Origin of the sequence: Flavobacterium sp. WC2409, assembly GCF_041200085.1 — a bacterium.
Classification (GTDB): domain Bacteria; phylum Bacteroidota; class Bacteroidia; order Flavobacteriales; family Flavobacteriaceae; genus Flavobacterium.
Genome location: NZ_CP165625.1, coordinates 3,736,614 through 3,759,794, shown reverse-complemented (window position 1 = coordinate 3,759,794; position 23,181 = coordinate 3,736,614). Strand labels below are relative to the sequence as shown.

At 33.0% G+C, this 23,181-nt stretch carries 21 protein-coding genes and 1 tRNA gene; 15 read left to right on the top strand and 7 right to left on the bottom strand.

The window, feature by feature from the left end; genetic code table 11:
* Nucleotides 1-53: 53 nt before the first annotated feature.
* From AB3G34_RS16115 to AB3G34_RS16105, 3 genes are all read left to right on the top strand, one after another.
* The gene (locus AB3G34_RS16115) at nt 54-731 is read left to right on the top strand and encodes a glycerophosphodiester phosphodiesterase (RefSeq protein WP_367773230.1); all 678 of its coding nucleotides are present in this window, start codon (nt 54-56) and stop codon (nt 729-731) included.
* A 29-nt stretch (nt 732-760) separates the two neighbouring features.
* The gene (locus AB3G34_RS16110) at nt 761-1,984 is read left to right on the top strand and encodes an NAD(P)/FAD-dependent oxidoreductase (RefSeq protein WP_369753017.1); all 1,224 of its coding nucleotides are present in this window, start codon (nt 761-763) and stop codon (nt 1,982-1,984) included.
* Between the two features lie 104 nt (nt 1,985-2,088).
* Nucleotides 2,089-2,817: a hypothetical protein gene (locus AB3G34_RS16105; protein WP_369753016.1), complete on the top strand. Its 729-nt coding sequence runs from the start codon at nt 2,089-2,091 to the stop codon at nt 2,815-2,817.
* A 93-nt stretch (nt 2,818-2,910) separates the two neighbouring features.
* On the opposite strand, the gene AB3G34_RS16100 is transcribed toward AB3G34_RS16105, so the two are convergent.
* The 3 genes from AB3G34_RS16100 to AB3G34_RS16090 form a co-directional block, all read right to left on the bottom strand.
* Nucleotides 2,911-3,387 (bottom strand): TspO/MBR family protein, encoded by a 477-nt coding sequence (locus AB3G34_RS16100; RefSeq protein ID WP_369753015.1) that lies wholly within the window; start codon nt 3,385-3,387, stop codon nt 2,911-2,913.
* Nucleotides 3,388-3,461: 74 nt separating this feature from the next.
* Nucleotides 3,462-4,187, bottom strand: a complete 726-nt coding sequence (locus AB3G34_RS16095; RefSeq protein ID WP_369753014.1) for a LytR/AlgR family response regulator transcription factor — start codon at nt 4,185-4,187, stop codon at nt 3,462-3,464.
* Nucleotides 4,184-5,236 (bottom strand): sensor histidine kinase, encoded by a 1,053-nt coding sequence (locus AB3G34_RS16090; RefSeq protein ID WP_369753013.1) that lies wholly within the window; start codon nt 5,234-5,236, stop codon nt 4,184-4,186. The genes AB3G34_RS16095 and AB3G34_RS16090 overlap by 4 nt, the downstream gene beginning before the upstream one ends.
* Nucleotides 5,237-5,439: 203 nt before the next feature.
* Here AB3G34_RS16090 and AB3G34_RS16085 point away from each other — a divergent pair, with 203 nt between their 5' ends.
* The 8 genes from AB3G34_RS16085 (at nt 5,440) to chrA (ending at nt 14,170) form a co-directional block, all read left to right on the top strand.
* Nucleotides 5,440-7,839: an outer membrane beta-barrel protein gene (locus AB3G34_RS16085; protein WP_369753012.1), complete on the top strand. Its 2,400-nt coding sequence runs from the start codon at nt 5,440-5,442 to the stop codon at nt 7,837-7,839.
* 107 nt (nt 7,840-7,946) lie between these two features.
* Nucleotides 7,947-9,029: a diphosphomevalonate/mevalonate 3,5-bisphosphate decarboxylase family protein gene (locus AB3G34_RS16080; protein ID WP_369753011.1), complete on the top strand. Its 1,083-nt coding sequence runs from the start codon at nt 7,947-7,949 to the stop codon at nt 9,027-9,029.
* Nucleotides 9,030-9,072: 43 nt separating this feature from the next.
* On the top strand, nt 9,073-9,267 hold the full coding sequence (locus AB3G34_RS16075) for a hypothetical protein (protein WP_367756774.1): 195 nt from the start codon (nt 9,073-9,075) through the stop codon (nt 9,265-9,267).
* Nucleotides 9,268-9,318: 51 nt separating this feature from the next.
* Nucleotides 9,319-10,257, top strand: coding sequence for a mevalonate kinase (locus AB3G34_RS16070; protein WP_367773219.1), 939 nt, complete (start codon nt 9,319-9,321; stop codon nt 10,255-10,257).
* A 69-nt stretch (nt 10,258-10,326) separates the two neighbouring features.
* Nucleotides 10,327-11,286 (top strand): geranylgeranylglycerol-phosphate geranylgeranyltransferase, encoded by a 960-nt coding sequence (locus tag AB3G34_RS16065; RefSeq protein ID WP_367773217.1) that lies wholly within the window; start codon nt 10,327-10,329, stop codon nt 11,284-11,286.
* A gap of 269 nt (nt 11,287-11,555) precedes the next feature.
* Nucleotides 11,556-12,464 (top strand): pseudouridine synthase, encoded by a 909-nt coding sequence (locus AB3G34_RS16060; protein WP_367756768.1) that lies wholly within the window; start codon nt 11,556-11,558, stop codon nt 12,462-12,464.
* 71 nt (nt 12,465-12,535) lie between these two features.
* Nucleotides 12,536-12,898 (top strand): nuclear transport factor 2 family protein, encoded by a 363-nt coding sequence (locus AB3G34_RS16055; protein ID WP_369753010.1) that lies wholly within the window; start codon nt 12,536-12,538, stop codon nt 12,896-12,898.
* 147 nt (nt 12,899-13,045) lie between these two features.
* Nucleotides 13,046-14,170, top strand: a complete 1,125-nt coding sequence (gene chrA / locus AB3G34_RS16050) for a chromate efflux transporter (protein ID WP_369753009.1) — start codon at nt 13,046-13,048, stop codon at nt 14,168-14,170.
* A gap of 103 nt (nt 14,171-14,273) precedes the next feature.
* On the opposite strand, the gene AB3G34_RS16045 is transcribed toward chrA, so the two are convergent.
* Nucleotides 14,274-14,355 (bottom strand) — tRNA-Leu (locus tag AB3G34_RS16045).
* Between the two features lie 110 nt (nt 14,356-14,465).
* Between AB3G34_RS16045 and AB3G34_RS16040 the strand changes: the two genes are divergently transcribed.
* Nucleotides 14,466-15,854, top strand: coding sequence for a dipeptidase (locus AB3G34_RS16040; protein ID WP_369753008.1), 1,389 nt, complete (start codon nt 14,466-14,468; stop codon nt 15,852-15,854).
* 259 nt (nt 15,855-16,113) lie between these two features.
* Here AB3G34_RS16040 and AB3G34_RS16035 read toward each other — a convergent pair whose 3' ends face one another.
* The gene (locus AB3G34_RS16035; protein ID WP_367773208.1) at nt 16,114-17,481 is read right to left on the bottom strand and encodes a saccharopine dehydrogenase family protein; all 1,368 of its coding nucleotides are present in this window, start codon (nt 17,479-17,481) and stop codon (nt 16,114-16,116) included.
* 153 nt (nt 17,482-17,634) lie between these two features.
* On the opposite strand from AB3G34_RS16035, the gene AB3G34_RS16030 reads away from it, so the two are divergent.
* The 3 genes from AB3G34_RS16030 to AB3G34_RS16020 all read left to right on the top strand — a co-directional run bounded on the left by AB3G34_RS16030 (nt 17,635) and on the right by AB3G34_RS16020 (nt 20,959).
* Nucleotides 17,635-18,021 (top strand): DUF423 domain-containing protein, encoded by a 387-nt coding sequence (locus AB3G34_RS16030; protein ID WP_367773206.1) that lies wholly within the window; start codon nt 17,635-17,637, stop codon nt 18,019-18,021.
* An 80-nt stretch (nt 18,022-18,101) separates the two neighbouring features.
* Nucleotides 18,102-19,703, top strand: coding sequence for a phosphoenolpyruvate carboxykinase (ATP) (pckA, locus tag AB3G34_RS16025; protein ID WP_369753007.1), 1,602 nt, complete (start codon nt 18,102-18,104; stop codon nt 19,701-19,703).
* A 155-nt stretch (nt 19,704-19,858) separates the two neighbouring features.
* Nucleotides 19,859-20,959, top strand: a complete 1,101-nt coding sequence (locus AB3G34_RS16020) for a DUF4407 domain-containing protein (RefSeq protein ID WP_369753006.1) — start codon at nt 19,859-19,861, stop codon at nt 20,957-20,959.
* 62 nt (nt 20,960-21,021) lie between these two features.
* Here AB3G34_RS16020 and AB3G34_RS16015 read toward each other — a convergent pair whose 3' ends face one another.
* Complete coding sequence (locus tag AB3G34_RS16015) at nt 21,022-21,729, bottom strand: PH domain-containing protein (protein WP_369753005.1); 708 nt, start codon at nt 21,727-21,729, stop codon at nt 21,022-21,024.
* A gap of 224 nt (nt 21,730-21,953) precedes the next feature.
* The gene (locus AB3G34_RS16010) at nt 21,954-23,132 is read right to left on the bottom strand and encodes a glycosyltransferase (RefSeq protein ID WP_367773199.1); all 1,179 of its coding nucleotides are present in this window, start codon (nt 23,130-23,132) and stop codon (nt 21,954-21,956) included.
* Nucleotides 23,133-23,181 lie beyond the last annotated feature (49 nt).

Here is a 23,181-nt window from a genome sequence, read left to right as displayed (position 1 = left end):
CAAACACGGTTTGTGCTTTTTTATTTTAGCTACCTTTGTAAAAAATCTATACCATGTTAAAAATTGGGCATCGAGGTGCAAAAGGGCATAAACCCGAGAATACCTTAATAGGTTTTCAAAAAGCCATCGACCTTCATGCTAATCGAATTGAGCTTGACGTTCATTTAAGTGTAGATAATGAATTAATGGTTATTCACGATGAAACAATCGATAGAACAACCAATGGTAAAGGTTTTGTAAAACAGTTTTCATTGCTTGAATTAAAACGTTTTCTCATAGAAAAAGAACATCATATTCCAACTTTATCAGAAGTTCTAAACTTGATTGATCAAAAATGTGACATCAATATTGAGTTAAAAAGTTTTGAAACTGCAGATAAAGTAGTGGATCTAATTGAAAAATACGTTTCAGAAAAAAACTGGATATACAGTCAATTTTTGGTTTCTAGTTTTGATTGGAACGCTTTACAAAAAGTGGCTGCTGCAAACGCACTAATTCCTATTGGGGTTATAACAGAAACGGATTTGGATCTGGCATTGGCTTTCGCCAAAGTTATCCAAGCAAAATCCATTCATCCTTATTTTCATTTGTTAAACAAAGAAAATACGGCCCAATTACAGGAAAAAGGATTTCAAGTATTCCCTTGGACGGTCAATGAAACTGAAGACATAAAAAGAATAAAAACATATCAAGTAGACGGAATCATATCTGATTTTCCCGATAGATTATAAATTTTGCTTTAAGCAAAAACAACAAAAATATGAATCAAGATTTTGATATAATAATAGTAGGTGGTGGTGCAGCAGGCTTTTTTACTGCCATTAACATCGTTGAGAAAAACCCAAAACTCAAAGTCGCCATCCTAGAACGTGGAGCAGAAGTATTGCAAAAAGTACGCATTTCGGGCGGAGGAAGATGTAATGTGACACATGCTTGTTTTGAACCCAATGAATTGGTGAAATTTTACCCTCGTGGAGAAAAGGAACTGCGCGGTCCCTTCCATCAGTTTTGTTCTGGAGATACAATTGAATGGTTTGAAAAACATGGCGTAGAATTAAAAATGGAAGACGATGGAAGAATGTTTCCCGTTTCTAACTCCTCACAATCCATAATTGATTGTTTTTTAACCGCAACACAAAAACTAGGCATAAAAGTCTTGACAGGACAAAGTGTACAATCTATTTTCAAAAAAGAAAATATTTGGAAAATAGAAACGCAAAGCGAGAATTACATTGCGGAGAAATTAATTCTTGCCACCGGAAGCAATCCTAAAATATGGGAAATGCTACAAACGTATGGTCACGCCATTGTAAGCCCAGTCCCTTCCCTATTCACTTTTAACATCAAGGATTCACGAATCAAGGAATTACCCGGAGTTGCTGCATTAGCAACAGTAAAAGTAAAAGACAGCAAACTCGAATCGACAGGTCCTCTATTGATTACGCACTGGGGAATGAGTGGACCAGCAGTTTTAAAACTATCCGCTTGGGGTGCCCGAATACTACATGACAAAAATTACCAGTTCAACATATTCGTGAATTGGCTGAATGATGTTGACGCTACTGATGCAGAGAAAAAATTAAAGGAATTAAAACAAGAACACGCAAAAAAAGCGGTCTCTAAGAAATCACCATTTGACTTCCCCAACCGTTTATGGGAAAGTTTAGTTCTTTCCTCAGGAATTGATACCTCGACTACGCTCGGTACTACAAAATGGGCTGATTTATCAAAAACTCAATTGCAAAACTTAGCCAATCAATTGACAAATGGAACTTTTCAAGTCAATGGAAAAAGCACTTTTAAAGAAGAGTTTGTAACTGCTGGCGGAATTGACTTAAAAGAAATCAACTTCAAAACTATGGAAAGCAAATTGCATAAAAATCTATATTTTGCTGGAGAAATAGTAAATATTGATGCCATTACAGGAGGATTTAACTTTCAAAATGCATGGACAAGCGGATTTATATTGGCGAATGCCATATAAAAAATATTTTACAAACCATTAATTAACAAGGAATTACACCTTTGCTAAGTTTTCATTAAGACGAATCTAATAATTTTACTATCAAGTTATTCCATTCGAAACCTATGAAAGTAAAACTACTCAGCACCCTAATTTTATTCACTTCTCAATTTAGCTTCTCACAAACAATCAAAGGCAAAGTCGTATTTAATAATTATGCTGTCGCAAAAGTGGAAGTAATTAATGCAAATTCAAAAATTATTACTGTTTCTGATCCAAACGGTGAATTTTCAATTGTCGCAAAAACGAATGATGTTCTTGTATTTATATCGAAAGAACATCAATTAAAAAAACTTACCATAAACCCTAAACTATTTACAAATGGCGAATTAATTATTGATTTGCTTTTAAAAGCAGAAGAGCTAAATGAAGTGGTAATTACAAATATACCTTCAATTCATTTATGTTCAGATGCCAATTACGAGCAAAAAAAATTAGATGAATACGCTTTAGAAAAAGCTACCAGCTCCATTAAAGTAATTGGAGTGAACACTGGAACAATTGAAAACGAGGCTAATTTCATGCGAATTGGAGGTATGCTTTTTGGTCTTTTGGCAAAAGAAAAAGAACCTCAAAAAAAAGAGGTGCCAAAAATAAAATTCAAAGACTTAGTTAATACAACTTGTGATCAGAACTATTTTCTAGAAACCTTAAAACTAAAACCAGATGAAATAGAACTGTTCCTTCAATTCTGTGAAGCAGACCCAAAATCTAAAACAATTGCAGAAACTAATAATGCATTAAGCGTAATGGATTTTTTATTTACCAAAAATATCGAATTCAAAAAACTATAGTTAATATTTATTGGCAACGGAATCGTTTAATTTCCAACTAAAGTCTTCAATACTGAGACTTTTTGACTTTACGACTTTTATCTTTCGACTAACTTATCTATTCAACCACCAAATACTTGCATTCAACACCATTGCAAAACTGACCCAAGCCAAATACGGTATAAATAAATAACCCGCTATTTTATTGATTTTGGAGAATTGAGTATAGGTTTCAAATATCATTAACCACAAAAGAATAATCTCTATTCCCGCCAACATGGGGTTGTGTAGACCAAAGAATAAATACGACCACAAAGCATTTAATCCCAACTGAATTGCAAAAAGAACTAAAGCCTTTTTTACTAACTCTTTTTCAAAATCAATTTGATCCCAAACCAGCCCTGCGGCAATACCCATCATAATATAAAGCATACTCCACACCGGAGCAAAAATCCAATTGGGCGGATTAAAACTGGGTTTTACTAATGTAGGATACCATGTGGTAATAGCAGCTTTTGTAACGATACCAGAGAAATAACCTATAGCAAGACATGTAACAACAACTGCTAATATTTTAGTAATCTTATTCATATTTTATTTTGTTTGAGGATTCAAAATTAATGAATATTATAGTTTTGATCTACAAAAAGAGGCATCACAAGTAATTATAATTTTCTTTGTTGAATAATTTCAAAAAGTTCTTTTTTATAGGTATCGCCTATTGGAATGCTGTTGCCATTGATATAAACACATAATGAATCTGTTTTTGTGATATGACGGAGAGAAACAAGGAACGACTTATGAGTTTTTACAAATTCAGCAGCAGGTAAAAAATCCTCGATGCTCTTTAAGGTATTATTAGTGATGACTTGCTTTTCTTTTAGATGAATCGCAACATAATTTTTCAAGCCTTCAATGTAGCAGATATCATTAACGTACACTTTTTCGAAATTATTTTTACCATCGGTTTTGATAAAGATATATTCATTGACCTCTTTTAAGACTTCCTTTTGCGACTCTTTTACTTCGGTTTGAAAGGTATGCTTCACTTTTAAAACGGCTTCGTAAAAACGTTCAAATTCAAAAGGTTTTAATAAGTAATCAATTGCATCTACCTCGTAACTTTGAAGTGCAAATTGTGGATATGCAGTAGTGAAAATAATATTTGTTTTTCCCTTTACAATCTTCGATAATTGCAAACCGGTTAGATCTGGCATTTGGATATCCATAAATACAAGATCAATACTACCCTCTTCCATTTTAGAAAGTGCTTCTAAGGAACTGGTTGTGGTTGCAATCAACTCTAAAAACGGAACTTTACTCACATATTTTTCTAAAAGTCGGATCGCTGGCGGTTCGTCATCTACGATAAGGCATTTTAATATTTTCATGATTTAATTTTAAATGGTAGTTTGAGAATTGTTGTAAAGATATCATTAGATTGATCGTACTGCAAGATATAATCTTGCTTAAAAATGGCACTCAATCTTCGTTTTAAATTCTCTTTTCCTATTCCGCTTGCACTGTATTGCTCCGCAACCGAAACTAGATTAGCTGTTTCCATACTAATAAATTCGTCGGTAACAATGATACTTATTTTTGCTGGAAAAGCACTATTAGTGACAACACCATGTTTAAAAATATTTTCAACAAAATGAATAAAAACTAAGGAAGGTACAGGCTGATCACTTACGATTCCCGTAACATCGTACTCTAAAAATAAGGTGTCTTCAAATCTTTTCCGGTGCAGATAAATATAATCTTCAATGAAATTTATTTCTTTAGAAAGTGGCATAAAATCAGTTCCAGCTTCATAGGTTACATACCGCAGTAGTTGGCACAAACGCAGAATGTCTTTGGCAATTTCAGGCTTATCATCAACTAAATCTGTATAAAAAGCATTTAGCGTGTTGAATAAGAAATGTGGCTCTAGCTGCGATTTCAATAAGCTAAGTTCTGCTTTGTTATAATCCAGTTCTAATTTATGAATTCTATGTTGGTTTGTCGCGTACTCGAAGAAAAAATAAACCAAAGTACTATACAAAATTCCTTTTATGGCGTAAATCGAATTATCAAAGGTGTAAAATAAAAATTTTCGTGATTCTTCAAAATAATTGTGCTTTCCAGTAAATTCAAAAAGGAGTACTTCTTCTAATAAGTATCGCACACGTCCAAAAATAACAATCAAGAAAACAACACCAATCGCAAATCTTACATAATGCTTCTTTCCTAATGTATAAGGACACACAAAATAAAAATTAACTGCATAAGTTGTAAAAGTTGCTGTATACATAATGACTCTCATATAATTTAAAGACAACTGAAAGTTACCTAAAAATCGTTCACTCCCTCCATATACATAATCAGAGAAAAGATCCATCAGTACAATTGTGAGTACTACTGCAAGATGAAAGTAACACTGTTTTTTATTTATTTCCATGGGATGAAATTACATATTTTAGTTCGAACTACTATTTATTTTACATGAATACCCAAAATAAAGGTACAAACAAGTCGATTTTTGACAAAAATCATAAAATGATTCGTTTTCATGGTTTTGTGTAGTAGAAAAGCGCAATGGTGTAAAATGATTTTTAGCATCTTTTTAGTCGTATACATTTGCTGACAACAAAACCATACAACATGAAAACAACTATCGCCATTTTATTATTATTCAATATGAGTTTGCTTTTTGCACAAAACAGCAAACTAACCGGAACAATTGTATCAAAAAACAATAAGGAAAAAATTGCATTTGCAACTGTTGCTATTTTTGATGCTACTACCAAGTCGTTTGTTAAATCAACGGCAACCGATGAAAAAGGATACTACGAAATCCAAGTCGCTACTGTAGCTTTCTATGTTCAAATTGAAATATTAGGGTATAAAACCGTCCAATCAAAAACGATTACAAATACCAAAACCGACTTAAATCTCAATTTTGAGTTAGAGGAAGATGCCCTTGCGCTGAACGAGGTAGTTGTAATGCAAAGCAAAAGCCTCATTAAATTAAGCCGAGACAAGATGATTGTAGACATTGTTAAGGCTGGTTTTGGAACTGGAAATGATGGACTTGAAACCTTAAGCAAACTACCTGGCGTACAATTAGACAAAGATGAAAATGTAGTTTTTAGAGGCAGCAATAATCTTCAAATAATGATCGATGGTAAATCCTCGCTGCTAACTGGTGAAGAGCTCAAACAATATTTAAAAACACTAGACGGTGCTAATATTAAAGCTGTAGAAATAATCGCTAATCCATCTGCCAAATATGATGCTGCAGGAAGTGCTGGTATTTTCAATATCGTCCTAAAAAAGTCAGCAGCAACGGGTTTAACAGGAAACCTGAGAACATCCGTAGGTTTTGCTGAATTTATTAAAAACTACAACGGATTTAACCTCTACAACAATACCGAAAAATGGAATCTTAAATTTGGTCTAAACTATGGTTACAACGAGAGCGTGAATCGCCGTACAATCGATCAGACTGTAGTTACACCAGATATTACAACTTTGCTTAAGCAAAAAAATGACTGGTTGCCTGCTACTAATAATTATTCTGGGAATTTTGGAGCCTCGCACCAATTAAATAAAAACATTACTGTTGGTGCTTCGACAAATTACAGTATTTACAAAAGTGACGAAAAAACAAATGGTCGTACCGAAGAATCTGATGATAACGTTTACAAGAGATTTACAATATTAGATACACAAGACGATATTGCAAACACAACCCTAACAGGTACTGTATTTTACAACTTCTCTTCAGATAGTCTAGATACTAAAATTGATGCTCAGCTTAATTATGCTAATTATCAAAACAGTAGTGACCGCCTTACTTCTAACACTTATTTCAATGCCAATACAAACGAAATGTACCGAGATATAGAAGCTGTAAAATATCAAAACCCAACGAACTTTAATATAATCAGTGCAAAAATAGATTTTGAAAAAAAGGTAAATAACACCTTTAACTTCGAGACAGGCACGAAACTAAGCTATGTAAATAATGACTACACTATCGTTTTACAAGATAGAGATGCACAAGGCAATTACACTTTGAACACCAATAGAAGTAATCATTTAGTCTACAAAGAGTCGATTTTATCTGGCTACGGAATTACCAATTTCACTAAAGGTAAATTTGATATTCAAGCAGGCTTACGTGGAGAATACATCAATTACAATGCTACATCCTTGACATCAAACAGTACGAACAAAGACAATTATTTATCGCTTTTTCCTTCGTTCAGCATTAATACAAACCTTGAAAACAATCAGTTTAAGTTGTCCTATAGCCGTCGCATTCAGCGTCCACGCTATTTGTACTTAAATCCATACTATGAATATATTGACACCTACAATGTTTCAGTAGGGAATCCAGAACTAACTCCGCAATTCACAGATGCCTTTGAACTGGTATGGATTAAAAAACAAAAAACATCGGTTTCTTTTTTTGCTAATTTCTCAAAGAACGAAATGTATCAAATTATTGACTACGATAAGGAAACAAAAATTACAACCTTGTTTTATGACAATATTGGAAAATCTAAAAGTATTGGACTGTCATTTAACACAAGCTATTTGCTAAAAAAATGGTGGGATCTGCAATTAAATACTGAGGTTTCATATGGTCAAGCCACATCTGATTTAGAAGGTTACAAATTTAACAATAGCGGTATATCGTACTCCGGAGCGTTAAATCAATCTTTTACTTTAGCAAAAGACTGGAGCGCAGCATGGAATAGCTTTTATAGCAAGAATGGCGATTACGGGAATACAAGCTTCAAACCATCTTACGATATGTCATTTAGCATGAGAAAAGATTTTTTTGACAAAAAATTAAGAATGAATCTTAGCGTACAAAATGTTTTAAGAAAAAGCCAATGGATACAAAGTACGCAACAAGATAATGTCACTACGAATTGGCTAAACCGTTGGGAAACAAGAAAAATAACACTGTCACTAACTTATAATTTTGGTACAGCTAAAAAGAAAGAAGTAAAGGATGCGGATCTTAATGAAGAGCAAAATAGATTGTAATTACCGTAAATAACCTCCAAATCTACAATAAGATCTACCTTTATTTGAAAAGAAATCTATGAATCTGTGGTCTAAAAATAAGTATCTTTGCCAAAATTTTACAATTCATGTTAACAGCAAACGATTTTATCCCTACAACTTATTCTCAAGATATAGAAAGTGGTGAATACCAGTGGAGCGCACCCAGTAATATAGCCCTAGTTAAATATTGGGGGAAAAAAGAGAATCAAATCCCAGCCAATCCATCGGTAAGTTTTACGTTGAATAATTGTAAAACAATTACAAAATTGGTTTTCGCCAAAAAAGATAATAATGATGATTTTTCTTTCGATTTGCTATTTGAAGGAAAACCAAAAGAAGATTTCAAACCAAAAATTCAAAAGTTCTTGGAACGAATAGAAGTTTACCTTCCATTTTTGAAATCGTATCATTTTACAATTGACACTCAAAATACGTTTCCGCATAGTTCTGGAATCGCTTCGTCGGCATCTGGAATGGCAGCTTTGGCAATGAATTTAATGAGTTTAGAAAAAGTACTAAATCCAGCAATGACTGAAGAATACTTTTATCAAAAAGCGTCATTCCTTGCCAGATTGGGATCAGGAAGTGCTTGTCGAAGTGTAAAAGGAAAAGTAGTTGTTTGGGGAAATCAAGCCAATATTCAAGGGAGTTCTGATTTATTTGGAGTTGAATTTCCAAATAAGATACACGATAACTTCAAGAATCACCAAGACACAATTTTACTAGTAGATAAAGGCGAAAAACAAGTTTCGAGCACCGTAGGTCATGATTTAATGCACAACCATCCATATGCCGAAAGACGTTTTGAACAGGCACATGAAAACTTAGACAAACTAATTGCTGTTTTTGAAAGTGGTGATTTGAACGAATTCATTAAAGTGGTGGAGAGTGAAGCCTTAACTTTACATGCTATGATGATGACTTCAATGCCGTATTTCATTTTAATGAAACCCAATACCTTGCAAATTATCAATGCGATTTGGAAATTTAGAAATGAAACCAATATTCCTGTTTGTTTTACTCTAGATGCAGGAGCAAATGTTCATGTATTATATCCCGAAAACGTTAGCGAAACAGTTTTACAATTTATTAAGGACGAATTAGTTGGCTTTTGCCAAAATGGGCAGTACCTTTGTGACGAAATTGGAATTGGGGCTGTATTGAATTAGTCTATTTTTTTGTTTATCTTTATTTTTTTAAAGATTTGAAATTATGGATATTGAGTCTGAAAAATTAGAAATAATTAAATTGTTATTAGATACTAATGACAAGACTATAATTGAGGCAATAAAAAACATTTTCGAATTACAAAAGAGAGTTGTTTGGAACGAATTAACACCTGAGCAACAAGAAAAAATTGACTCTAAAATTCTAGAAGAGAATCGAGGAGATCAAGTAGATTTATAAAAAAAAACAAGAAATAATTACCAACCCCAAATTGTTAATTCTTAAATAAATATGAAAGGACCATTATTTTACTCAAAAATATTACTCTTTGGAGAATACGGAATTATTCGTGACTCTAAGGGTTTGTCTATTCCTTATAATTTTTATAATGGAGCATTGAAAAGAAATGAAAATCCTTCGGCAGAAGCAATTGCATCAAATGCCAGCTTAAACCGTTTTGCTGTGTATCTTGAAGCTTTACAACAAGAACAACCTACTCTTGTAACATTTGACCTAGCTACTTTGAAGCAAGATATCGAAACAGGAATGTACTTTGACTCTAGTATCCCGCAAGGATACGGTGTAGGAAGTAGTGGAGCGCTTGTAGCAGCTATTTACGATAAATATGCGCAAGATAAAATCACTGTTCTTGAAAATTTGACACGTGAAAAACTTTTGCAATTAAAAAATATATTTTCTCAAATGGAGAGTTTTTTCCACGGAAAAAGTTCTGGTTTAGATCCTTTAAACAGCTATTTGAGTATTCCTATTTTAATAAACTCCAAAGACAACATTGAAGCAACTGGAATCCCAAATCAAAGTTTTGACGGGAAAGGAGCTGTATTTCTGCTGGACTCAGGAATTGTAGGAGAAACGGCACCTATGGTTAATATCTTTATGGAGAACCTAAAAGACAAAGGATTCCGTACGATGTTGAAAAATCAGTTTGTAAAATATACTGACGCTTGTGTAGAGAATTTCTTGGGTGGTGACATGAAATCTTTGTTCATGAATACTAAAAAATTATCAAAAGTAGTTTTGAATAACTTCAAACCTATGATTCCAGAGCAATTTCATGCCATTTGGCAAAAAGGAATTGACACCAATGATTATTATTTAAAATTATGTGGTTCTGGTGGAGGCGGTTATATTCTAGGTTTTACCGAAGATTTAGAACGCGCCAAAGCATCTTTACAAGATTATAAATTAGAAGTGGTCTATCAATTCTAATAGAACCTGAAAAATAAATTTAAAGCTTAAAATTCTTTGTGGTTTTAAGCTTTATTATTTTAAAAAAGTATGGCATTAAGCAGAAAGTATAAGCTTTTATTAATGAAGATAGTCAGTTTATTCTCAGTAGTAAGAGGATATAATATCCCTATCATTATACTAGCGCAGTATCTTTCGGCAATTTTTATTCTGGCACCAGAGAAAAGAGCCATTGCTATTCTATTGGATTTTAATTTGTTTTTACTCGTATTTGCATCTGCTATTACCATTGCTTCCGGCTATATTATCAATAATTTTTATGACAGCCAAAAAGATCTAATCAACCGTCCTAACAAATCAATGCTAGACAGATTAGTTAGTCAATCCACAAAACTAAAAGTTTATTTTGCATTAAACTTTTTAGCTGTATTGTTAGCCATATTTGCTTCTTGGCAAGCATTTATATTCTTTTCAGGATACATTTTTCTAATTTGGTTTTACTCTCATAAAATTAAAAAATATGCGGTTGTAGGCAATCTAACTGCTACAGTAATGGCTGTCATTCCATTTTTTGCCATTTTACTGCATTATTATTACAACCTCAGTTTTGAAGAGATTGAAAATTACAAAGGCCATTTTGCTGTAATTTTTGCACATGCTTGCTTTTTATTTTTACTATTACTTATTCGAGAAATGATTAAGGATTTAGAAAATTTAAAAGGAGATTTGGCTAATGATTACCAAACCATCCCAATTCGTTTTGGAGAAACGGTTTCTAAAAAGATAATTACTGTTTTGACACTTTTAACTATTTTTCCAGTTTACGTTTTAGTAGACATCTACGACGTTGGTTATATGGATATTTACTTTTATTGTTGTTTTATTATTCTAATTTTCTTCATACTATACCTGTGGAAATCTAATAAAAAAGAACAGTATTTATTACTTCATAATGTTTTGAAATTCCTAATTGTTGCCGGTGTTTTTTGTATTGTATTGATTAATCCATCTGTATTATGGAATGGTAAAAAGTTATTATTACTTATTTAAAAAATACAATTCAGGAATACCTAATTAACTTGTACTCTTAGCCCCGATTACTTCACATAATATTTATTTAAATTGGAGTTCAGTGAACCTTGTTTACAACGGCATTCTTTTACTTTTTCCTTTAAAAAGTAAAAGATAGAGTGAAAAGCGGGAAAAAGCTCCAAAAAAACGAAACAAAAACCTATTAGATAGATCGTTAGCGTTTTATAATTACCATATATCGATTGTCAACTATATAAATACTATCTTTGCACAAATTATAGAATATTATGAATAATAAGGAAGGCAATAATAAAAAAAGCGGTGCTAGACCAACGAGTTCTAGACCTAGCTCTAATAAGCCAAAACCTGCGATGCAAAAAAGGGCACAAGGGCCTAAAAAAGTAAAGGTAAATACTAAGGTTGCTGAAGTCGTTTCGGATAAAGTAGAGAAAAAACCGAATCAGGCTCCAAAGAGACCTAAGGTAAAAGATGAAATTCGTTTGAATAAATATATCGCAAATTCTGGTGCTTGCTCACGTCGTGATGCTGATATTTACATTCAATCAGGTACTGTTAAAGTAAATGGAATTGCCGTTACCGAAATGGGATATATGGTAAAACCAGGTGACGTCGTTAACTTTGACGGGGTAAAATTAACTCCAGAGAAAAAAGTATACATCTTATTGAACAAGCCTAAAAACTTCACGACAGCTCTTGACGAAGGTCAAGAATTTCGTAATGTTTTGGAACTGGTAAAAGGTTCTACAACTTCAAAAATTGGAGCTGTAGGGAGAATGGATAAAAATACGACTGGTCTATTATTGTTTACCAATGACACAGACATGATTCGTAAATTTACTTTACCTAGTCAAAAATCATCAAAAATTTATCAAGTTTCTCTTGACAAAAACTTAAAATTTGAAGATTTAGAAAAAATCAACAAAGGACTTGTTCTTGATGGACACCGTGTTTTTGTAGAAGACGTAAGTTATATTGAAGGAGAAGCAAAAAGTGAAATAGGTTTAAAACTGAGATCATCAAATGTAAAAGTAGTTCGTTCTATTTTTGAACATTTTAGTTATGATGTTTTAAGAATTGACCGTGTTTCATTTGCAGGTTTGACAAAGAAAAACTTACCAAGAGGAAACTGGAGATTACTTACAGAACAAGAAATTATCAATTTAAAGAACGTTTAATTCTTTATTTTTTTACTCATAAAAATCCCATTCGTGTTTATCGAAATGGGATTTTTTAATAATAGACCTCTATGACACCCGAAAAACTACAATCAATTGCCTTTAAATGGTTTGAGACTTTTAATAATAAAGAATTAGAAAAACTGTTGGCATTATATGATGACGACGCAGTACACTTTAGCCCTAAACTAAAAATACACCAACCAGAGACTAATGGTTTTGTATCAGGGAAAGAGGCTTTACGCCAATGGTGGCAAGGAGCATTTGACCGATTGCCTAGTTTAAACTATAAAGTAACCTCACTTACTGCCAATGGCGATCGTGTTTTTATGGAATACATACGAACAGTAGATAACGAAGAGGAAATGCTTATTGCGGAAGTACTTGATATTAGAAACGATAAAATTGTAGCTTCAAGAGTCTATCACGGATAAAAATGAGACTTCAATTTTAAAAATTATCTTAAATACACGACTTTTAAAACACGCATTAAAAACTTCATGAAATAGTAATATAAAAAAAGACCAGAGGCTAATTTTATATTTATTTTAGCCATTCTAGACAATCGAAAAAAAGTCTTTATGAGTGAAAAAAACTCTTTAAAAGAAATTGGTAAATTATTTTTAAAATTAGGCGTAATTGGCTTTGGAGGTCCTGCAGCTCATATTGCCATGATGCGACAAGAAGTGGTAATAAAAAAACAGTGGCTGAATGAACAACACTTCTTAGACCTTATAGGAGCTACCAGTTTAATTCCTGGTCCCAATAGTACCGAAATGGCTATTCATATTGGTCGTGAAAGAGGAGGTGTAAAAGGATTAATTATTGCTGGCGTATGCTTTATTTTGCCCGCAGTGCTAATCACTGGAGTTTTTGCCTATTTCTACAAAGAATACGGGCAACAACCCGAAGCCCAAGCCTTTTTATACGGAATTAAACCCGCCATTATTGCCATAATTCTAGCTGCCATTTATCCTTTGGCTAAGAAATCAGTAAAAACAAAAGAACTGGCTCTCATTGGAATCCTAACATTGGTTTTATCGCTATTAAAGTGTAATGAAATATACATTTTGTTTGGCGCTGGATTAGTAGCTTTGTTGTATTCTAAAATCAAAAGTCCACAAACATTCAACATAATTCCGCTTACATTATTTCAAGTTACAAAAACGACTATAGTAACAGCAACCAACTGGAATCTATTTTTGATATTTTTAAAAATTGGGGCTATCTTATACGGAAGTGGCTATGTTCTTTTTGCTTTTCTAGATACCGAATTAGTTTCAACTGGCATTATATCCCGAGCAACCTTAGTAGACGCCATAGCAATTGGTCAATTTACGCCTGGACCCGTTTTCTCATCAGTTACTTTCATTGGATATCAAATTAATGGTTTAATAGGCGCTGCTATAGCAACAATAGCCATCTTTATTCCCTCCTTCTTATTTGTAGCTTTGTTAAACCCATTGGTTAAAAAACTTCGGGCTTCACCTTCCATTTCTATTTTTCTTGATGCAGTTAATGTTGCTTCTGTTGCTATTATTGTAGCAATCTGTTGGCAAATGGGCAGCGATTCCATTTTAGACTGGCGCACCTTACTTATCGCCATAACCAGCGTTATAGTAACATTTGGCTTTCCGAAAGTCAATAGTGCCTTTATTGTAATTTATGGCGCACTAGCGGGATATTTATTATTGTTTATGGGGTAAACGAGGATGCATTCATCATAAAGAGTCAAAAACTCAAATATCAACCCCTTTATTCAAAAGTATTTAACAAAAAAAAAGCTTCTCGATTGAGAAGCTTTTTAAGTGCGGATAATAGGACTCGAACCTACACGCCTTGCGGCACCAGATCCTAAGTCTGGCATGTCTACCAATTTCACCATATCCGCGTGTAATTGTGGGTGCAAATATAATCATATCTTCCAACATTCAAAGTAATTTTTCAAAAAAATTTTTATTCAATTTTTTGTACTTTTGAGACTCAATAAAAAACACATAAATGGAAAATATAAAGTCATACGTTCAAGAAAACAAAGATCGTTTTATTAGCGAATTAATTGAATTATTAAAAATACCATCTGTAAGTGCTGACTCTGCCTACTCGCAAGATGTAATAGACACTTCAGAAGCTGTAAAATTAAGTTTGGAAAAAGCGGGTTGCGATAAAGTTGAAATTTGTGAAACAGATGGATATCCAATTGTATATGGTGAAAAAACAATTGACCCTGCATTGCCAACTATCTTAGTGTACGGACATTACGATGTTCAACCAGCAGATCCAATTGAATTATGGACCTCGCCTCCATTCGAGCCTGTTATAAAAACGACCGATATTCATCCTGAAGGAGCCATTTTTGCACGTGGTGCTTGTGATGATAAAGGTCAAATGTACATGCACGTAAAAGCTTTTGAATACATGATTCAAAACAACAACTTGCCATGTAACGTGAAATTCATGATTGAAGGCGAAGAAGAAGTAGGTAGTGTAAACCTAAAAACATTTGTAGAAAACAATACCGAGAAACTAAAAAACGACGTCATTCTTATTTCTGATACAGGAATGATTTCTAATCAACAACCTTCTATCACCACTGGACTTCGTGGTTTAAGCTATGTCGAAGTAGAAATTACAGGGCCAAACCGCGATTTACATTCTGGACTTTATGGAGGTGCCGTTGCAAATCCAATTAATATTTTGGCCAAAATGATTGCGTCCCTTCATGACGAAAACAATCACATTACTATTCCAGGATTTTATGACAATGTAGAAGAGTTGTCACTAGAAGAAAGAGCTGAGATGGCCAAAGCGCCTTTTAGCTTAGAAGATTATAAAAAAGCACTAGACCTAAATGACGTTTATGGTGAAAAAGGATACACAACAAATGAAAGAAATTCCATTCGTCCTACGCTTGACGTAAACGGAATCTGGGGTGGTTATACAGGAGAAGGTGCAAAAACCGTTATCGCAAGCAAGGCTTTTGCCAAAATCTCTATGCGATTAGTTCCTAATCAAGACTGGGAACAAATCACAGAATTGTTTACCAAGCATTTCATTAGCATTGCTCCTGCTGGCGTTACCGTAAAGGTAAAACCGCATCATGGAGGTCAAGGATACGTAACACCTATTGACAGCATAGGTTATAAAGCAGCAAATATGGCTTATACCGAAACTTTTGGAATTCCTGCCATTCCCGTTCGTTCAGGAGGAAGTATTCCTATCGTTGCCTTATTTGAAAAAGAATTAAAAAGCAAAACCATCTTGATGGGATTTGGTTTAGACAGCGATGCCATTCACTCTCCAAACGAGCATTTTGGGATTTTCAATTACTTAAAAGGGATTGAAACCATTCCGTTATTTTACAAATATTTCGTGGAGCTTAGCAAATAAATTATATTTCAATAAACACACAATCCGTTCAGAAATGAGCGGATTTTTTTTTTGGGGCGTTACCCGCCGAAAAAAGCGGGTCAGGCTTTCCGCTGCAATCTTTTTATTTTATGAAAAATAAAATAAAAAGGATTTTCTCTTCAATCCTTAACGCAAAAATAAAACTTTATATTTTAGATAAAAAAATCTATCATATAAACAATAAATCCGTTTCTATTTGAAACGGATTTATCTAACTAAAAATCTAAAAAACTAAAAACTAAAAAACGGCATCGGGTTTATACCCAAAATAAGGCATGGTTTGCTCTTTGAAAACAACACCATATTCTTCTAATTCTTTTAAAATAGGTAAATACACTTCTTTATTTATAGGTAACTGCACACCTGGAGTAGTTATTTTTCCATTCAATATCTGTAAAGTTGCCATAGCCACAGGCAAACCTACTGTTTTAGACATGGCAGTATACGTTTGATCATCTCCAATACATACCATTTTGGAGTCAATTTGTTGTTTTACTCCATTCAATTCATACCCAAATTTATGGTACATCACAATCATGTCTTTATCTTGAGGTTGAAGCGTCCAGCTATCACTTAATATTTTTTCCAAAATCTGGGCAGGAGTAGCATTTTTAAGACCTACAATTTTTTTGTCATTGAACAAATCCAACTCCAATAATTTATCCCACATAATATCATCTTGATCTATTTTTAAAATTAAACGGGTTTTAATTTCAACAGAATCCGTGGGATGATAAGGCAAAAATGCATTGACAAATTGACGATAGCTCATTGTTTCTGAATTTTCCAAAACATAACTATCATCCGTCATTCCCAGCTGCACAAACATATTCCATGCTTTTGAAAAACCTACTTTACGTATCGTTCCTCTATACAATGTAAGTACATCATCTAGTCCATAAACAGATCGGTATTTTAAGGAGTCTCTATTTGAATACGCTTCAAACCGACCGTAGCCTTCTACTTCCAAAAACTCCGTTCTTCGAAATAAATTACAATACGGAATGTATTTATACGCTCCTTCTTGAATAAATTTAGCAGCACCACCTTGTCCAGCCAGAACCACATTACGAGGTGCCCAGGTAAATTTATAATTCCAACGATTCGTATCTGATTCTGGTGCTACTAAGCCACCACAAAAAGACTCAAACAATAACATTTTACCACCACGTTCTTTAATTTCATCAATCACTTTCATGGCGCTCATGTGGTCTATCCCAGGATCAAGACCAATTTCATTCATAAAAATAAGATTATTTTCTTTGGCTGCAGCATCCAATTCCTGCATGGCATCACTAACATAAGAAGCGGTAACCAAACTCTTTTTACATAGAATACAATCTCTAGCCACTTCTATATGTAAATGAGCAGGTAACATCGAAATTACTATATCTGCTTTTTCTATGGCCTCTTTCCTTTGACTAGCATTAAAAATGTCCAAAGCAATTGCCGTAGCATTAGGATGATTATTCGTTTTCTTTTGTGCTAAATCCAACGCTATATCACCAATGACAAGATGCAAGTTTTCTTTCTCGGATTTATTTAAAAGATATTGTATCAATGAAGATGCCGATCTACCTGCACCAATAATTAAAATTTGTCTCATGATTATAAAAATATAACACAAACATACGAAAATGTTGTATTTATAACAAACACTTATTGCGTAAAAAATTAAAATAAAATACATAAAAAAGTATCCGAAAATTTCTTTTAGTTTGGCGATTTATGAAATACTTTTACATAAAATTTAAAAATAATGAATAAAAAAATAATTTCAACGGGAGCCCTTTTGGGTATGATAGCAATTATATTAGGTGCTTTTGGCGCTCATGCCCTAAAAAAAATACTATCAGCAGATCATCTTATCACTTTTGAAACCGGTGTACGCTATCAAATGTACCACGCCCTATTTTTAATCTTAATTGGGACCCTAATTGAACTAAGCGAAAAAACCAAAAGAATAATTTACAATTTGGTGATTTCTGGCGTTGTTTTATTCTCAGGTTCCATTTATTTATTAGCTACAAACGAACTTACTCCTTTTGATTTTAAAAGTATTGGTTTCATAACTCCCATCGGCGGACTCCTATTAATACTGGGCTGGGGTGTCTTATTAATGAATATTATCAATAAAAAATCATAAAATTAAGATAATCAAATCGTATCTTAAATATATGTTCTACTTTTGCAAATAATAAATTAAACTACACAATACATAATTTTATGAATAATAACACACCGTTTACGCAATCGATTTCGCTAAAAAACTTAGGAATCGAAAACGCAAAGATTCATTATCAATTATCAGCCAACGAATTACATGAAATGACCTTAGCTTTAGGCCAAGGAATTGAAAATTCAACAGGAGCTTTAGCCATTAACACTGGAGAATTTACAGGACGCTCTCCTGAAGACCGATTTATTGTAAAAGACAGCATCACTGAGAATCAAGTTTGGTGGGGAAAAGTCAACATCCCTTTTGAGCCAACTGCGTTTGATGCTTTGTATAAAAAGGTCACAACGTATTTATCTAACAAGGAAGTTTTTGTAAGAGATTCTTATGTATGTGCAGACCCCAATTACCGTTTAAATGTAAGAGTAGTTACTGAAACACCTTGGGCCAATTTATTTTGCTACAACATGTTTTTAAGACCTGAAGAGCAAGAGTTAGAAAATTTTAAACTAGAATGGACCGTAATATGTGTTCCTGAATTTATAGCTGATCCAGCTACTGATGGAACTCGTCAAAGTAATTTTGCGATTTTAAATTTTACAAAAAAAATAGTACTTATAGGAGGAACTGGATATACTGGAGAAATGAAAAAAGGTATTTTCTCCGCATTGAATTTCATTCTCCCTGTAGATAAAAACACATTACCTATGCACTGTAGTGCTAACGTAGGTGATAATGGCGACACCGCTATTTTCTTTGGTTTATCTGGGACAGGTAAAACTACGTTATCTGCAGATCCAAAAAGAAAATTAATTGGGGATGATGAACACGGTTGGACTAGCGAAAACACAGTTTTTAATTTTGAAGGAGGTTGCTATGCCAAAGTAGTCAACTTATCCGAAGAAAATGAACCTGATATTTTTAGAGCCATTCGTAAAGGGGCTATCTTAGAAAATGTGGTTTTCAAAAAAGGAACAAATGAAGTTGATTACAAAGATGTTTCCATCACTCCTAATACAAGAGTAAGTTACCCTATTTATCATATTGATAATATCCAACCAGGATCAATAGGTAAAAACCCTAAAAACATCTTCTTCTTAACAGCGGATTCTTTTGGAATCTTACCTCCTATTTCAAGATTAACACCAGGACAGGCTGCATACCATTTTATCTCTGGATATACTGCTAAAGTAGCTGGAACCGAAGCTGGTGTAACGGAACCTCAGCCTAATTTTTCGGCTTGTTTTGGAGCGCCTTTTATGCCTTTGCATCCTACTAAATATGCAGAAATGTTAAGTAAGAAAATACAAGATGCTAATGTGAAAGTATGGTTAATCAATACTGGCTGGACAGGTGGCGCATACGGAACTGGTAGCCGCATGAAACTGAAATATACTCGCGAGATGATTACTGCCGCTCTTAATGGAGAACTAGACGCAGTCGATTATAGAAATCATGTTGTTTTTGGAATTGCAATTCCTCAATCTTGCCCTAATGTGCCTAGCGAAATATTAAACCCTAGAAACACATGGGAAGACAAAGATTTATACGATAAAAAAGCAATTGAATTGGGACAAAAATTCAAAGCTAATTTTGCCAAATTTGAAGAATTTGCCAATGCCGAAATTATGGCTGGCGCACCCCAAATATAAGTTAATTTTTAATTCAAAATTAAAAAGAGCTGTTCTTAGGAACGGCTCTTTTTTGTTTTACAAAAGTCCCTAACCAAAAACTAATCAGTGAATTATACCAAAATAGTTTTTTTGGCGTTACATTTGCAGTCATCAATCAATCAAATTAATCAATCATGTTAAAACAATTTTTTATTGTTTGCTCTGGGGCAGACAAAAACATCCTAGAAGGATGCTCAGAAGGAGAACAAACCAAATATGTAGGTATTGGTGCTACTGTTTTCTTTACAGCCGTAATGGCATTTATTGCAAGTACTTATGCTTTATTTACTGTTTTTGACAATGTATATCCTGCACTAATTTTTGGATTAGTCTGGAGCTTACTAATCTTCAACCTGGATCGTTTTATTGTTTCTACTATTCGAAAAAGAGACAAAATAGGCAGTGAATTTCTTCAAGCGACACCTCGAATTATTCTGGCGATTATCATTGCGATTGTAATATCTAAACCTTTAGAAATTAAAATATTTGAAAAAGAAATCAATACCGTTTTATTGAAAGAGAAAAATGCTATGGCACTTGAAAATAAAAAAGAAGTAGCTAATTACTTTAAATCGGATTTAGACAAAAACAAATCAGAAATCCAACGTTTAAAATTAGAAATAACCAACAAAGAAAAAGAAGTTAACAGCTATTACGAAACTTACATTGCAGAAGCCGAAGGAACTGCTGGAACTAAAAAACTAGGTAAAGGCCCCGTTTTTAAAGAGAAGATTGCCAAACACGATCTAGCAAAAAAAGAATTAGATACTTTGCAAAAAAACAATATGGCCAAAATTGCTGTATTAGATAAAACTACCAAAACACTTCAAACTGATTTAGATAAAAAAGTTACCGAAACCCAACCCATTATTGATGGATTTGATGGTTTAATGGCCCGAATTAATGCTTTGGATAAACTACCTTGGATTCCTTCTTTCTTTATCATGTTATTATTTCTAGCTATCGAGACCTCTCCTATTATTGCTAAACTACTGTCACCAAAAGGAGAATATGATTTTAAACTAGAAGATTTAGAAACGGCACTAAAAGCTACCTTAGAACAAGACAAATACCAACGCAGTCTGTTGGTTAAAACAAGCGCATCCATGCATGACAAAGTATATGAAGATATTGCTCAGGATAAAAATCTCTATAATTTACAGCGAAAAAACACAACTGATTTATTAGAATTACAATCTAATAACTTTGTAGAAAAGCAAAAACGCACTTTATAACAAAACAAAACCCGACAATTTAAAAGTTGTCGGGTTTCGTTTTTATTTCCATTTTAAGAACATTACATATGACTTAAAATTTCTTTTTTATAGTTATCATATTCGCCTTGAAGAATCAAACCATTATCTAAAAGTTTTTTGTAATTCTGTAGTTTTTCAAACAACTCATCTTGTGACAACTCACTTAAGGTTTTGTCTTTTGAAGTTTCATTATAATGTTGATTGTCAGTACTGAAATCAGGTTGAGAAACGGGAATTATTTCAGCATAATTAGTCACCTCTTCTGTTTCCATTTCTTCAATTTCTTCCACTTCTTCAACAGGTTGCGCTTCAAGAATTTCTTCCGCAACACCACTAGTATTTATAGTATTCCCTGTTTTTATAAGGTCCATTTGCTCTTTGGCAAAAGTATATAATTTTCTAGCCTGTGTTTTTGGGATATAATCGATTGAAATAGTCAATTCACTTTTGGTCGAAAATGAAAATTCAGAACCTAAAATATTTTCTTTCACAAAAGCGGCAGCCACATCTTCCCAGTCATAATCAATAAAATCCATAGACAATCCTAGATTTTTAGGTTTGCATAAAATAATTCGCTTATTGGTTAAAACGATACTATCTGGAAACACCGTAATAGCTGGTTTTTTTTGAACACCTATATACCCTATTTCTTCATTTTTCATCAATAAGTCATTCAGCTTTGAAGTGATTTTTTCGATAGCTTTAGGATCTTGTTCCTCGTTTAAAAATTTCTTGATTTGTTCTTTCATTTTAAGCTGAATTTATTTCCAATTTGTTCTTGGATATTGAATGTATTTCATCATCCAGAAAATCCAATGCAAAAGTAATACCTAATTCTATATTTCCGTAATTTCATTCAGGAATTTCTTCGTTAAAGTTATGTGAACCAAACATTTTAAATAAAAAAAGAAAGGTTGTACTATTTAAAGCACAACCTCTTTGAAATAACCCTAAAATATATGTAATCTAATTTTTAATTATAATAAAAAGCAATTTGACCAATTTGACCTACAATTTTAAACGAATCTTTAAACGAAAGTTTAGAACCATCCATATGTACCCATCTATTTAAAGGCTGTTCACATATTAAATCTATTGCTCCTTGTTTCCCGTAAATCTTTTTCATTCTCATGAAAATTTCTACATCAAACAACCATTTAGTCAAGAACTTTTTTTGGAATGTTTTTTCAACAATCTCTTTGTGCATGATTTTAGCACCACATTGTGTGTCTTTAAAATCCATTCCTAACGTTTTTCTAATAATAAAATTAATCCCCTGACTAATAATTTTTCTAGCCGATTCTTTTGCGATATCAGCTCCCATTCTGTTGATACGGGAACCACTAACTATTTTATATTTAGAATTTGAAATTGTATTCACTAACTCTTGGAAATCATCAAAATTTGTCGACAAATCTGCATCAAGAAATCCAATGTAGTTGTATTGACTGTCTTTTGCCAAATGCAACATCCCCAATCTAACTGCTTCGGCTTTTCCACCATTTTTTTCACAATTATAAATACTTATTCTGTCCTCATTCCCTTTACATAATTCTTGTAACACTCCAAGCGTATTGTCCTTACTTCCATCATTTACAAAACACAAATGGTATCCTAAATTAGAATGAACAAATTTCTTAAATTCTTCACTTGATAATCTTTCTTCTTCATTGTAACATGGAATTACAACACCTATACAGTTGTTTTGAATCAACCTATTGCTATTATCAACAGCTACAACATTATTTGATCCAATTAATCTTTTTACTCTTGCTCCAATTTCATTTAAGCTTAATGGTTTTTTCATATAATCTGAAACTCCCAATTCAAACCCTTTTAAAATAACCTCTTCATCATTATTTCCAGATAAAATCATAACTGGTGTGTCGTGTTTTTTTACTTGTTTAATGTATTTCACAATTTCCAATCCTGATGCTTTATCGTTCACACTAAAAGGCTGATTCGTATCTATTGAATTAGTTAAAACAGGCATGTTAATATCTGCAATTACAAGATTCGGTTGAAATTCATCATAGGCAATGATTGCATTAAAAACGTTATTAGCACTTTTAACTTCATATCCTAAATCTGTTAGACATTTGCTTAAAGAAAGGATAACTAATTCTTGATCGTCGATTACTAATATTTTCATGGTGTTGTGTTTTTCATTGTTATTTCTATACAAATATATTTCGAAACCC